Origin of the sequence: Sphingomonas pruni NBRC 15498 (assembly GCF_001598455.1) — a bacterium.
Lineage (GTDB): Bacteria > Pseudomonadota > Alphaproteobacteria > Sphingomonadales > Sphingomonadaceae > Sphingomonas > Sphingomonas pruni.
The window spans coordinates 1-12,775 of record NZ_BCYZ01000062.1; the positions used below are offsets into that span (position 1 = coordinate 1).

Sequence of the window (12,775 nt, forward strand, 5' to 3'; positions counted from 1 at the left end):
GATCGGCGGGCGCCGCTCAAAGCCGACGCTCTGCCCGCCGATATCGGACGGGCCACCGCTGCCTTTTTCGAGCTGTTCGTCGGCCGCGCAGACAATCGCGAACATGTCTATCAGATGGGTTTGGCGAACGATCGGCTCGCCAGGGCGCGCGTGGCCGAGCGGCGCGTCTTCGACGATCTCGAGGCGGAGTTGCGCGAAATGGCGATGGCGTTTGACAATGCGACCAGTGCGGAGTTGCTGAAGCGGGTCGCCGCCTATCACCGGCGCCGGCTTCTCGCGACCGCGGCGATCGTCCGCGCGCTGTACCGATAGGGCCACACTAAAACATTCGCGATATATTCCGAGTATAAGTTTCGGATAGCCGGGCCTCCTTCATAGATTCTCCGCCGCCGCCAATCTGACGGCTTCGAAGGAGACTGACATGGAACGCGAAGACGATCGCATCGACCTCGGCGCAGCCAGCGTGGAGACCAAGGGCCCCCTCCATGCGCCGGGCGATGAAGTGAAGGGCATCGTGGCCGCCGGCCTTACCGACGACTGAGCGCCTCGACGCGTGGGGCGAAAGCCCCACGCGTCACGCGAGCCCCCCCCATGTCCTTTGCGCTGGCTCCCGGCATTTCGTTCGTCGAACAGGATGGCGAGCGGATTTTCCTGGATCTCAATCGGGACCGCTATTTCGCGCTTGGACCGTCCGCCGACAGCGCGTTCACCGCGCTGACCCACGGCAAACCGGACGAGCATCAAAAGGCCCGTCTTCTCGGACTCGTCGATCGAGATATCCTCGTCGACCTCCCCTTCGGCGACAATCCGCGCCCTTGTCGCCAGCCGAGATTGCTCGGCTCGGCGCTCGATCGCGCGGACATGACGATCCCACCGCGTCGGCAGATTCTCGTCGCGGCCGTGTCGATCATGCGCGCGAAACGCCGCCTTCGAGCCCATACGCTGACGTCGAACGTCGAGCGGCTGCGCGCGCTAAAGTCCGTGTCAGCAGCGGATATGCGACCGCCCCGAGCGGGCGAATGCGAGATGATCGCGGCGGCATTTGCCGCGGCCGGGCGATGGATCGCAACGCTCGATCAATGCCTCCCCTTGTCGTTCGCCATCGCGCGAACATGCCTGAAAGCGGGCCTCGATGCGCAACTCGCGATCGGTATCAAGCTGCGGCCGTTCGAAGCGCATGCCTGGGTCAGCATCGACGGGATCGTTATCTCCGATCGGCTCGACAATGTCCGCCCCTTTGCTGCCGTGCTCGTCCTATGACCGGCGACCGCTATCTGATCGTCGTGCCCCACGGCGGTACCAATGGTTCGTGGCGCGAGCGCCTGACGGCGATCGGCCGCCAACACTGCCTCGCACTTACGGAAGGGCGAAGCTTCCTGCTGCTCGCGCCGGAATCAGCCCTTGTGTTTGGCGGACCGGCGCGCGCGCATGGCGCGGTCCTTGGCCCGATATACGCTCGCGGTGGCCGCACAGCCCTGACGGACTTGCCCGACGATGATGCGGGCGCGGCGCCAGGCGCGCGCGCCGCGTCGCTGATCCAGCGTTATTGGGGCGACTATGTCGCGATCATCGACGACGGGGCAGGGCCAACGATCCTGCGGGCACCCTTCGGCGACCTCCCCTGCTACCTGCATCGATCATCTGATGCGACGATGCTCGCGTCCGACGTCGCGTTGTTGGAGAGCGTATCAGTCGAGCCGGCCATCGACTGGCACGCCGTCGCGCTGCAGCTCATTGCGCCCGACATCCGCCGTCGTCGGACATGCCTGGCGAACATAGAGGAATTGGCTTGCGGCGAGCGTATTACCCTGGGCCCGAGCCCTGAATACGAGACGATGTGGTCTCCCTGGCAGTACGTCGGCCACGAGCAACGGCGCGACGACCGGCCGGCCGCGACCGAACGGTTGCGTAAAGTGCTGCTCGATACGGTGGCCGCGCAAACCAGCGATGGCATGCCGAACCTCGTCCTTCTGTCAGGCGGCATCGACTCCTCGGCGGTGGCCGCCGCGCTTTCGGCCGCCGGGTGCGAGGCAGCGGCTCTGACGATGGTGACGCGCGACGCGGCCGGCGACGAGCGCGCCTTCGCGCGCGTCGTTGCAGGTCATTGCCGCTTCCCGCTTGCCGAAGTGGTGCGCGACCCGGCCATGGTCGACCTCACCCGGTCGGAGGCATGTGATCTCCCCTATCCGACCGAAACCAGCTTCTCGCAGGCAACGCGCGCGGCGATCCGGGCGCACACGGGATCGAGCCGGCATCGGATCTTGCATGGCGGCGGCGGCGATCAGATCTTCTGCTCGATGCAGTCGGCCGCGCCGCTCGCCGACCTTATACGAACCAACGGTTTCGATCGTCGCATTCCCGCGCTCACGCTGGACCTTGCCCGCCTGGCAAATGCCACCGCGGGCGCGGTCGCGAGACAGGCTTTGGCGCGCGTTATCTCGCGTCGCTCCGCCTATCGCTGGCCATCGAATCTCGAATGCCTGACGCCGATGGTCTGCGCTCAAGAAAGCGAGGCGGTGAGTCATGCATGGCTGTCGCCACCGGCGGGCGCCGGGTCCGGAAGCGCCGGCCATGTGGCCTTGACGCTGAGCGCGCTTGGCATCGTCCAGAGCCCGACCAGGAGCACAGGCCAGCCCTGGAAGGCCATTTTGCTGTCGCAGCCCGTGATCGAAACCTGCCTGTCGATCCCGCCTTGGCTATGGTTCGAGCGGGGCCGCAACCGGGCGATCGCGCGCCGGGCGATCGAGGACCTTCTGCCCAAGGGTCATGTCTGGCGACCCGGCAAGGGCGCTATGGCAAGCTTCATGATCGAGATTTTCGACGCCAATCGTTCCCGGCTGCGCGCCATGATCGGTGACGGCTTGCTCGTCCGTGAGGGCCTGGTCGATCGCGAGGCCTGTCTGAAAATCCTCGACGCGCCCGGGCCGATCAAGGGAAATGCCTGGGCGCGGCTGCTTCAATTGGCCGATGTCGAGGCCTGGGCCGCCTCATGGTGACCGGCCGGCCGGCGACCGATCGCGCAGCGCCCGCCAGCGCAGATATTGTTCGGCTTTAACAGGCGCCGGATCTTCGCGGCCCTGGAGCCAGAACGAGAACCAGTCGAGGTTGCGCTCGTAGACGGCCTGTCGATGCGCCGGCTGCCATTTGAAGTGGAATTCGCCGGGATAGAAATAGAGATCGACCGGCTGCTTCGCCGCCTTGAGCGCCGTATAGGTATGGAGGGCCACCAACAGCTCGCTGTCGGCGAGTTGCATCAACAACGGCGTGGCCATTTTCGGGGCGTTGAGTGCCATCGAATATGGCAGCCAGAATTTCTTGTCGACCGGTGCCGCTGGCGGATAGCCTAGTCTGGCGCTTTCGGTCACCCAATAGGGCCCGACCACCTCATCGGAGGATTCATCGACGCAGCAGGTGCTGATCGCGGCCGCGGCATATCGTCTCGACTGGATCAGCGCGAACCGCACGCTCGAGGAGCCGTCGCTCAACCCGGTCAATGCCAGGCGCGAAGGATCGGCGATACCCCTTGAGACAAGCAGATCGAGCCCCGACTGGATCGCGGAATCCACGCTGCGCCTATCCGCCCAATCGCGTGTGTTCGCCTGCCAGAAGGCGTCGTCGGAGGCGATCGAGCGAACGCCTTGGGCGAACAAGGCGGGTCGGTCGATACTGAGGACCGCAAAGCCGCGACCGGCGAACAGCTGGATCGGGTAATCGTTGCCTGTCCCACCGCGCAGAAAACCCCGGGATCTGTAAAGCACCACGATCGTCGGCAAGCGCCCACCTTTATAGCCGGGCGGCAGCACCAGGTCGCCATAAACTGCGCGCCCGACATCGTTGGTCCAATTGAGGCGCTCGACGCGACCAAGCACCAGGTTGGCGAACCCCGGGTTCGGATCGAACAGAATCTGCTGCTCGCCTGATGTCACCTTGATGGCAACCAGACGTGGCGGCTGAGTGGCGCCCTGTCGCGTGCAAATCACCTCCGCGTCGGCCGGTGTACACCCTTCGATCACGTCGTCGGTCTCAAGGATGCGCCGCGGTTGACCGGTCCCCGGCGACCAGCGGTAGAGCGCCGTGAAGCGATCGTTCCAGCCCTCCAATCTGAGAAACACCAAGGTACGGCCATGTCCGGTCCACCACAGGCCGAGCATACGTCCGGTGCAAGCCGATGCTGCGCAGCGAATGGCAGAGCCGTTCGCGCGCCGCATTTCAATTCGTAGTGGCGAGAACGCATAGTTATGCAGTCGCGCTGCCCACGCCACCTGCCCGCTCGCCCCCGCGCGATGCTGTGCCAGTGATATGTCATCGTCGTCACCGAGCGCCGCGCGGTCGGCGGCCAATACCCGGGGGGCACCACCGTCGCCGACGTGCGCCATGGCGATACCTTCGGGTAGCGGCGCCGGGATTTGCGGCTGAATGCCGAGCATCGGCACCATGCGGCGATCGAAATGCCAGCCGCCGAGGCCCTCGCGCTCGATTGCCGCAGCCGCCTCATCGCCGCCCTGCCGAAAGGCATAGACGACCGCCGTCCCAGTCGAACACCACGCCCATCGCGCGATGTCGATCGCGGCCGGCGTCACTGCCCTGGCCGGTCGTCCGTCGAGGCTCGCCACCCACAATCGGGTCCGCCCATCGACCCGCTTGAGGTAGGCGATCGTGCGGCCGTCGGGAGAAAATCGCGCTTTGTTGAGGCGCGACACCCCGTTGCTGTCATAATGTCCGGCTTCGACGTACGTCGAAAGCAGGAAGTCGCCGCCCCGGTCGAGCATGCGCGGCGGCGCACGGTGCAGCCGGTCGATCAGCACCAGCGCCTGGCAGAAACCGTTAGTGGCAAGCTCGGCGCGCTGCAGAACGGTCGCGATCCAGCGGCCGTCCGGGGATATATCGAACGCGCTCGGCCCACCGAGCGGCTCGATGTCCGGTCGCCCGAAATTGACTAGCTCGATCAGGTCCCGGGCGGTAATCGGGCGGGCGCCATAGGCGCCCGTGCTGCTGACCGGATCCCAGCTTTCGCAAGCGGCGCGCGCCGCAGGCGCCGCCAGGATAAGCGTGAAGGCGACAGCGGCGAGCGCCGCCCGGCGAAATCGATCCGACGACACCGGCCTCACCATTTCTTGGCGATGGTGAAGCTGACGAAACGGCCGACCGGCGAATAATTGGTCGAATCGTACGGCGTGTCGGTGACCGGTCCCGTCGTGATGAGCGGCGGCGGCGTATCGAGGAGGTTCTGCGCCGCCAGAATCAAGTCCAGCCCGCGCAACGCGCCCGGCGCACGATCGCCCGTCCGGAAGCGCAACGCCAGATCCACGGTTGCCTGGCCGGGTACCTTGAGTGCCGGCGTCCTGCGCGTGTCGCTGAGGTTACCGACATAGTTCAAGGTGGCCGTGGCGCCGACACGCGCATGATCCCAGGACAGGCTGCCCCGCCCGCGCCAGTGCGGCGGGTTGAACAAAATCCCCGCGAGCGGAATGACGGGCTGTGTCGGGGAAATCTGGCGGCTGCTTACCAGATAGGAGGTGTTCGCTTCAAAGGTCAGCGTGTCACGTGCGCCGAGCGTTGCCCGGTAGCGGACGATCGCATCGATCCCGTGCGCGGGCTGGCGCCCGGCATTGACGCTGCTATTGTCGACGATCGCGACGACCTTGCTCGGATCGTAGCTTCTCACGCCGGCGAGGGTGAATATCCCGGCTGCTGCGCGGGTCGCGTCGACCAGGCTAGGCGACGGCGCGATAGTCACCTGCGGCGCATAAAGCGGCGAACTCAGCGACTGGGTGATGAAGCCGATGGGGGCGACGATGCGGTCGATATAACGGGTCGAGAAATAATTGAGCTCGATGCTGAGTCCGGGAATTGCCGCCGGCTTGATCGCGGCGCCGAGCGACCAGCTCGTCGCTCGCTCGGGTTTGAGATCGGGATTGCCGCCCTGGACGTAGAGCGCGGTCGCGTCGGACGGATAGCCTGCACCGCCCAGCGTCGTCGCCGGGAACAGGAAGACGAGGAGCGTCTGGTAGCGCTGCTGAAGCGTCGGCGCGCGGAACGACTTGCCCCAGCTGGCCTTCAGCTCAAGGCCCTTGAGCGGTGACCAGATGAGGCCGAGCTTGGGGGTCGCGACCGATGCCAGCCCCTTGTAGCGCTCGTAGCGGACCGCGGCGTCGAGGGTCAGGCTGGCAAGTCCCGGCACCCCTTTGTCCGGAGACACGAACGGCAGTTCGAGCTCGGCAAAGCCGTAACTGTCGACCTGTGACGCCGTGAAATCCTGCGGGTCCGATGGGAAGCGAGACGTCGTGAGCCCGGTGCGCCGGTAGCCGATGCCAAGCGCGAGCTTGGCGTCGCCGCCGGGTAGCTTGAACAGCGGCGTGTCGCCGCCAAGCTCGATCGCGGTCATGCGGTTGCAATAGCAGCCGCCGCTGGTGAAGGTTGGCGCCGGCGGCTCGATATCATCATCGGCATAATGGACGCGGTCGGTACCGTAACTTCCCGTCAGGCCGATGCGTCCGCCATTGCCCAGGCGCCAGGTCAGGGTCGGCGCGATCACGAACGACGTTTCGCGGGTTCGGGACACGTCGCGGGCGATGCTGAGGTCGCCGCTCGGATCGATCGGGTAGACGAAACGCGTACGGCGCGCATTGTAGACGCCGTCGACCGCCAGCTCGAGGCGGCTGCCGAGCTCCTGGTGCGCCGCGACGACGATGCTGTTGCTGCGGGTCGCCGGCAGCAGCCTTAGTCCGCGCGAGCGCACCGCCGCATAATCCCGATCCTCCGCGTCGACCGCGGTGGCGCGATTGAACTCATAGGCAGCGAGGATGCCGCCACTTGCCCAATGCGTGCCCGCGGTCAGGCCATATTGCTGCTGGAAATCGCCGCCATCAGTCGCCGCCCCTAGCCGCGCACGGCTCTCGACCCCATCGAGGTCGCGCCGCAGGATGATGTTAGCGACGCCGCCCACGGCATCCGAGCCGTAGAGCGCCGAGGCGCCGTCCGCGACTACCTCGACCCGGTCGAGCGCGCCGAGCGGGATCACCGACACGTCGATCGACTGGCGCGAGCCACCATAGGCCAGGCGGTGCCCGTCGAGCAGCGTCAGCGTGGCGTCGCTGCCGAGCCCGCGCAGATTGAACGACGACCCGCCGCCGACATCGACGCCACTGGCGGTCGGCACATTGAACCCGAGCCCCGGATTCTGGCCGCCGCCAAAGCTCTGCGGTAGGCTGCGGGCGATCTCGCCCATGCTCCCCTGCCCCTGGTTGCGGGCGTCTTCGCGCGACACCGTGACGACGGGTGACGCGACCTTCGCGCCGCGGATGCGCGAGCCCGTCACCAGGATGTCAGGCGCAGCCGCCTCCGGCGCGCTCAGCGGCGCGGCCGCGGCGTCCGCCGCCGCCCCTCGCCCCCGGACGACGACGGTCCCGTCCTGGTAGCTGGCGGCAAGCGGCGTCCCGGCGAGCAGCCGATCGAGCGCTTCGGCCAGCGTGAAGGTGCCGTGGAGCGCGGGCGCGGCAAAGCCGGCGACGTCGTCCGGCTTGAACAGGATGCTGACCCCGGCGGTGCGGCTGACTTGCTGGAGCGCGCTGCCGAGCGGTTGGGCCGCGACATCGAAGTGGTAGCTCGCCTGCGACCGCGCCGCCGCGGGCGCCACCGCCACAAGGCAGGCGGCACTCGCCATGAGCGCGAAACGGATATCGAAGGTCATTACTCTCTCCCCTTTTTGCCGGTTTTGGAGAGAGCGACGCAGCGAACGGGGGCGTCAGTAGTGGTCCGGCAAAAAAATATTTCAGGGGCGCGCCAACAGAATCGCGTCGGGCGTGCGCTCGACGCGCAGGTCGAACAGCCGCGCAAGGTCGCGCGCGAGGCGTTCGCCGTCGCGCGTATCGAACCGGCCCGAGACGCGCAGCCCTGCAAGCACCGGATCGCCAAGGCGGATCGGCGTCGCGGCGCGCAGGTTGGCGCGGTCGATCACGAAGCCGAGCGAGACATTGTCGAACTCGCCCGCCCCGTCCGCCCAGGCAGCGCCGGCGGGCGGCGGGCGCGTCGCGGCACCGGTCAGCTGGCCCGCCTTGTAGGCGAGCGCTTCACCGGCCGCGAGCCGCCGTGTCGGCGAACGCAAGCCGCCGCCGGCATGCCCAGGCAGGACATCGACGACACCGCGCCACAGGGCGACGGCAACCCGGCCATCCGGGCCAAGCGCCACGTCGAACACGGTGCCGCGCGCGATGGTCTCGCCGCCCCCTGCCGACACGGTGAACGGCCGGCCGTCGTGCGCAACAGAGAAACGCGCCCGGCCGCCGCTCAGGGTCAGGTGCCGGGCATCCCGGCTGAACGCGACCTCGACCGCGCTTGCAGCATCGAGGGTGACCACCGACCCGTCGGCCAGCCCGACCGAACGGATCGCGGCCGCCGGGGCCGCGATACGCAGCACGGACGGCGTCGGCGCGACCGCGACGCTCGTGCCGGTCGCCGAAGTATCGGGCGCGCCGGGCCCGGCGCCCCGGTGCAGTGCCAGGAAGGCGGCGACCGGGATCGCGACCACGGCGCAGGCGGCGGCCTTCAGCGCGGGCGAGCGGCGCCGCCGCGCCGGCGGGCGATCGGCGAATCGGCGCGACTGGCGCAGCTGCCGGGCACCCTCGAATTGCGCGCCCAATCGCCGATAGGCCGCCTCGTGGCGCGGGTCGGCGACCAGCCAGCGATCAAGCTCGCGCTGGAGGCGCGGCGACGCGCCGCGCGCCATCCGTGCGGTCCAGGCGGCGGCCTGGTCGCGGATGCGCTCGGCATCGCCGCGCGAAGCAGGGCCGTCGCTCATTCCCCGTCGAGCGTCCGGGCGAGATGGAGGATGGCGCGCTTCATGTGATATTCGACCGTCCAGACGGTGACGCCCAAGCGCCGCGCGATCTGGCGGTAGGTGAGATCGTCGGCACGGTGCAAGAGGAAGATCGTGCGCGTGCGTTCGGGCAGCCCGGCGACCGCGTCCTCGTAGCGCTGCAAGAGGTCCTCGGCGGCGAGCGTTTCCTCCTGCGCCGCCGGCGCCTGTGCGTCCCATTCCTCGAGCCCTACGAGCGTCACCGGCGCAGAGCGCCTGGCGCGGTCGACGAGGAGGTTGCGTGTGATCCGCTGCAGATAGGCGGCGGGGTTGATGAGCTCGCTTAAGCTGCCGACACCGGCCAGCCGGGCAAAGGCGTCGTGGACCAGATCGAGGGCGGCGTGGCGCTCGCCGGTGCGGTGTTCGACATAGCGCAGCAGCCGCGGCGCCTCGACGCGATAGAGCTCGCCGAGCGTGACGCCGCCTGGCTGGACGGGCACGCGATCGGCGGGCGGCAGGGGATCGCCCTCGGCGATCCTCCCTTCCCCGTGCGGCGCCGCGAGCGGATCGGTCGCGAGCGTCAGGCGCACGACCGCGGCGCGCGTACGCGCGGCCACGCGCCACCATCGGCGCTGCGACAGGACTGCATGGCAAGCCTCGCGGGCGAAGCGCCGACACGGGGTCGGAAGATCGCAGGCGGACTGGAAGAGCGCTGCCGCTTTTAGCCCGCGAAGGGGCTTGGACATTTGCGGCGGCGACCCGGACACGTGCGATGTTCCGGACCAAATTTCCAGCGCGGCGCCTGCGCGCCTCGGCGCCACGAACCGGTGGCGCGGGGTCTAATCTACCCGCCGATCGCCTTATTGCAAGGCGATCGCACCAGCCGCGTGATTTGCGCTTGCCATTCCCGGCGGCGCGCGGGACAATCGAACACAATGAGAACGGACCTCGATCATCTTCCCGCAGCCAAGCGGCAAGACCTTGAGCGGATTGTTCAAATCCTGTTCGACGAGTTCGATGACGCCACCCGGATCGCGACCCAGGACTGGAAGCGCAAGGGCCGCATCCTCAAGATCGTGCTATTCGGAAGCTATGCCCGCGGCGATTGGGTGGAGGATGCCAAGGGGGGCTATTTTTCCGACTACGACATCCTGGTCGTGGTCAGCGACCGCCGCCTCACCGATACGCTGGAATTCTGGGCGAAGGCCGACGACCATCTGATGCGTGCCGTCACGATCGAGAAATCGATCTCGGCGCCGGTCAACTTCATCGTCCACGACCTCGCCGACGTGAACGAACAGCTTCACCATGGCCGCCCCTTCTTCGTCGACATCACGCGCGACGGCATCGCGCTCTATCAGTTCGAGGGCGTGGAATTCGATCAGCCGCGGCCGCTGACGCGCGCCGACCGGCAAGCGGAAGCGCAGAGGTACTTTGACAACTGGTTCGAGAGCGCTAGCGAATTCGCCGCGGGAGCAGAATTTCATCGGTCTCGCGGCAGCGCGAAGCTAGCAGCATTCAACTATCACCAAGCCACGGAGCGCTTTTATCATGCGGTGCTGTTGGTGTTGACCCTCTACAGCCCGAAATCCCACAAGCTCAATTTCCTGCGATCGCAGGCCGAGAGCCACGCACCCGAACTAATCCAGGTCTGGCCCCGGGACACGCGTTTTGCCCAACGCAGCTTCGAGCTGCTGAGGCGAGCCTATGTAGATGCGCGATACTCTCCGCATTACCAGATTACGCCGCAAGAACTCGAATGGCTCGGTGAGCGCGTTGATCTCCTGCAGTCGGTCGTGCGCCAAATTTGTGAGAAACAACTGGCGCTCGGCTGATCGAGAATGGCCGGTTATGGGCCGTAAGCCGCCTGGCAGATTTGGGCAGCGCGCCGGCCAAAGCGGACATTGACGATGCGATGGGCGGGGCGGCCACTGATGGATCGACAGCCGCCTGGCAGCTTCCAAACAGCCGGATGAGGAAAGCCATCGTCAGGGCGCATAGGCCGTGAACACGCGGTCCTCTGACGATGGCAGCCGGTTATGGCAGGCGTAGCAGGTCCGGAGCGTGTCCACGTCGGGGTTCGCCTTGCCAGCGATGAACTGGCCATACCCCCAACCACCAGTTCCAGGATATTTGACAGTGTCCTTAGCCGAGACCTGGACGTTCGTCGGATCGCCCGTCACGAACGACTGCTCCTGACCAAAGATCGCGTTGTTGCGGGGCGAGGCCACATATTTCCAAGCGACACGGGCGATGACAGTGCCGTCCGGGAAGGGTCGCTGGCCGCGGCGAAATGCCTGAATAGCCGTCCGGTTACCGAGGATCACACGAATGCTGTTCAGATCGCCCTTCTCGTGCGCAACCCCGATTACCTTCCAGTCCCGATAACCGGGAGGAAGCCGTACTCCGTAAATGGGCGAGCGATCGGCGGCGTCACGATGAGCCGCGGCTGCGATCGAAATGGGCAGTGCGGCAACCGACGCCAGGAATATGAGTCGACCTGGACATGGCATGATCTATCAGCTCCATCAGTTCTTTCGGCGCTCCGGCCAGGGGAGGTTCCTAACCCGCCAGGAGAGCTACCGGGCGAGGCTTCCGGTCAGACCTGCGCGATTCCGCCATCGGCGAACAGCTCCGCGCCGTTCACAAAGGAGGAGTCATCCGAGGCAAGGAAGAGCGCCGCTCGTCCGATCTCCTCCGGCGTACCCACACGTCCCAAGGGAATCAGCGCGGCGAAATGCTTGAGGAAGCCCTGTTGCGTCATCTCGTCATCGCCAACCAACCCAACCAGCCCCGGTGTGTGCACCGGCCCCGGGCTTAATACGTTGACGCGGATACAAGGCATTTTCTCGGGCATGCTCCGAGCAAAGAACGGATCGTTGGCCTGGTCGGCCGTGACGGCGCTTGCGGCATCGATATCTTTGAGCGCCGCCGCCGGGTTGCTCGACTGGAGGAATGCGGCTGCCCGCGCGCGCAGGAGATTTGCCTGGCGAAGCTTTTGTGTCGGCAGCAACCTGGGGCTTGCCAACGCCCGCGAGCAGGTGCCGATCGTAATCGCCGGAATACTGGCGCTGGCGAACGGCGAGGCGCTGGCCGCGCCGCGCATGCCATCCTCCTGCCTGCCGGGTTGCTCAAGCCCATCGCAACCGGCGAAATCGGTCTTGTCGGAGGCATGCGCTGGCACCGCGGCCAGCAGGCAAGTCGCGAGAGGCGCGTAGCGCGGCTTGTATTTCATCTATCCCCTATCATCGAACCAAATCCGGCGATGCCGGTGCGCAAGAACAGCGCGCTAACCCATTCTGAATGGAGGCTTCTAGATTCATTGGGGTTAATATTGAGCGACCGGATAGGGACGCATTTCTGCGGCGGACTTCGGCAATCCTACGATAGCGACTTCCCACCTATCGGTTCCTTCAAGCGGATCACAGGGGGATAATAGCTCGCTAGGATGGTGTAGGCCGCTGGTCGCGCCAATTGTGCCGCGTATCGCAGCCATTAGGATGGCCGAATCTTGGGAGGATAATATGATCGGATTGGCGATGATGTTGGCTGGGGCGACGTCGCCGGGATTCAAATCCGGGATTGAACTCTATAACGATTGTATGCGACCGGACAGGGCCGCATGCATCAGCTACGTGGCGGGTGTAGCTGATACGATGATGGGAATGAGTAGCGCGGGAATCGTGAAGCCGTGGTTCTGCCTGCCGCCCGGATCGAAGGCCGGTGAGCTAGCCGACGTCGTTACCAAGTATTTGAAGGACTATCCGACCGAAAGGCTTGCCGGGGCGTCAGGGGTTGTAGCCCACGCGCTACTCACCGCGTACCCATGTCCGAAAACCTAACTAGTGAAACCGCGACGACCTTGTTGCTCGCCAGGGCGCGTGAAGGGATAAACGCAATGCGAAAATATGCTGTTATCCCGCGCATGCTAGCCGTGTGCGCGTTAGCAGCTGGGGCCGGAGCTGAAACTTCCGATCATTT

Annotated in this window: 12 protein-coding genes; 6 read left to right on the plus strand and 6 right to left on the minus strand. The window is 66.1% G+C overall.

All coding sequences use genetic code 11. The features are described 5' to 3' along the window. The 4 genes from SPR01S_RS21865 to SPR01S_RS16310 form a co-directional block, all read left to right on the plus strand. Nucleotides 1–312 (plus strand): hypothetical protein (locus SPR01S_RS21865; RefSeq protein WP_169803452.1); only part of this gene is annotated, 312 nt, incomplete at its 5' end. Nucleotides 313–421: 109 nt separating this feature from the next. Beyond that, complete coding sequence (locus SPR01S_RS21685) at nt 422–541, plus strand: benenodin family lasso peptide (RefSeq protein ID WP_157082308.1); 120 nt, start codon at nt 422–424, stop codon at nt 539–541. A gap of 50 nt (nt 542–591) precedes the next feature. Continuing rightward, nucleotides 592–1,260, plus strand: a complete 669-nt coding sequence (locus tag SPR01S_RS16305) for a lasso peptide biosynthesis B2 protein (RefSeq protein ID WP_066591286.1) — start codon at nt 592–594, stop codon at nt 1,258–1,260. Further along, nucleotides 1,257–2,996, plus strand: a complete 1,740-nt coding sequence (locus SPR01S_RS16310; protein WP_066591288.1) for an asparagine synthase-related protein — start codon at nt 1,257–1,259, stop codon at nt 2,994–2,996. The genes SPR01S_RS16305 and SPR01S_RS16310 overlap by 4 nt, the downstream gene beginning before the upstream one ends. On the opposite strand, the gene SPR01S_RS16315 is transcribed toward SPR01S_RS16310, so the two are convergent. The 4 genes from SPR01S_RS16315 to SPR01S_RS21310 form a co-directional block, all read right to left on the minus strand. Beyond that, nucleotides 2,988–5,099: an Atxe2 family lasso peptide isopeptidase gene (locus SPR01S_RS16315; RefSeq protein WP_169803453.1), complete on the minus strand. Its 2,112-nt coding sequence runs from the start codon at nt 5,097–5,099 to the stop codon at nt 2,988–2,990. The genes SPR01S_RS16310 and SPR01S_RS16315 overlap by 9 nt on opposite strands. Before the next feature lie 5 nt (nt 5,100–5,104). After that, nucleotides 5,105–7,690 (minus strand): TonB-dependent receptor, encoded by a 2,586-nt coding sequence (locus SPR01S_RS16320; protein WP_066591296.1) that lies wholly within the window; start codon nt 7,688–7,690, stop codon nt 5,105–5,107. 81 nt (nt 7,691–7,771) lie between these two features. Then, nucleotides 7,772–8,797, minus strand: coding sequence for a FecR family protein (locus tag SPR01S_RS16325; RefSeq protein WP_066591297.1), 1,026 nt, complete (start codon nt 8,795–8,797; stop codon nt 7,772–7,774). Then, nucleotides 8,794–9,411, minus strand: coding sequence for an RNA polymerase sigma factor (locus SPR01S_RS21310; RefSeq protein ID WP_245662052.1), 618 nt, complete (start codon nt 9,409–9,411; stop codon nt 8,794–8,796). The genes SPR01S_RS16325 and SPR01S_RS21310 overlap by 4 nt, the downstream gene beginning before the upstream one ends. A 318-nt stretch (nt 9,412–9,729) precedes the next feature. On the opposite strand from SPR01S_RS21310, the gene SPR01S_RS16335 reads away from it, so the two are divergent. After that, on the plus strand, nt 9,730–10,629 hold the full coding sequence (locus tag SPR01S_RS16335; RefSeq protein ID WP_066591299.1) for a nucleotidyltransferase and HEPN domain-containing protein: 900 nt from the start codon (nt 9,730–9,732) through the stop codon (nt 10,627–10,629). A 153-nt stretch (nt 10,630–10,782) separates the two neighbouring features. Here SPR01S_RS16335 and SPR01S_RS16340 read toward each other — a convergent pair whose 3' ends face one another. Together SPR01S_RS16340 and SPR01S_RS16345 are read right to left on the minus strand one after the other, a co-directional pair. Beyond that, nucleotides 10,783–11,307: a cytochrome P460 family protein gene (locus tag SPR01S_RS16340; protein WP_066591301.1), complete on the minus strand. Its 525-nt coding sequence runs from the start codon at nt 11,305–11,307 to the stop codon at nt 10,783–10,785. Nucleotides 11,308–11,393: 86 nt separating this feature from the next. Continuing rightward, nucleotides 11,394–12,029 (minus strand): SDR family oxidoreductase, encoded by a 636-nt coding sequence (locus SPR01S_RS16345; RefSeq protein WP_066591302.1) that lies wholly within the window; start codon nt 12,027–12,029, stop codon nt 11,394–11,396. Between the two features lie 289 nt (nt 12,030–12,318). Here SPR01S_RS16345 and SPR01S_RS16350 point away from each other — a divergent pair, with 289 nt between their 5' ends. Then, nucleotides 12,319–12,636, plus strand: coding sequence for a Rap1a/Tai family immunity protein (locus SPR01S_RS16350; RefSeq protein ID WP_169803454.1), 318 nt, complete (start codon nt 12,319–12,321; stop codon nt 12,634–12,636). Nucleotides 12,637–12,775: the final 139 nt, after the last annotated feature.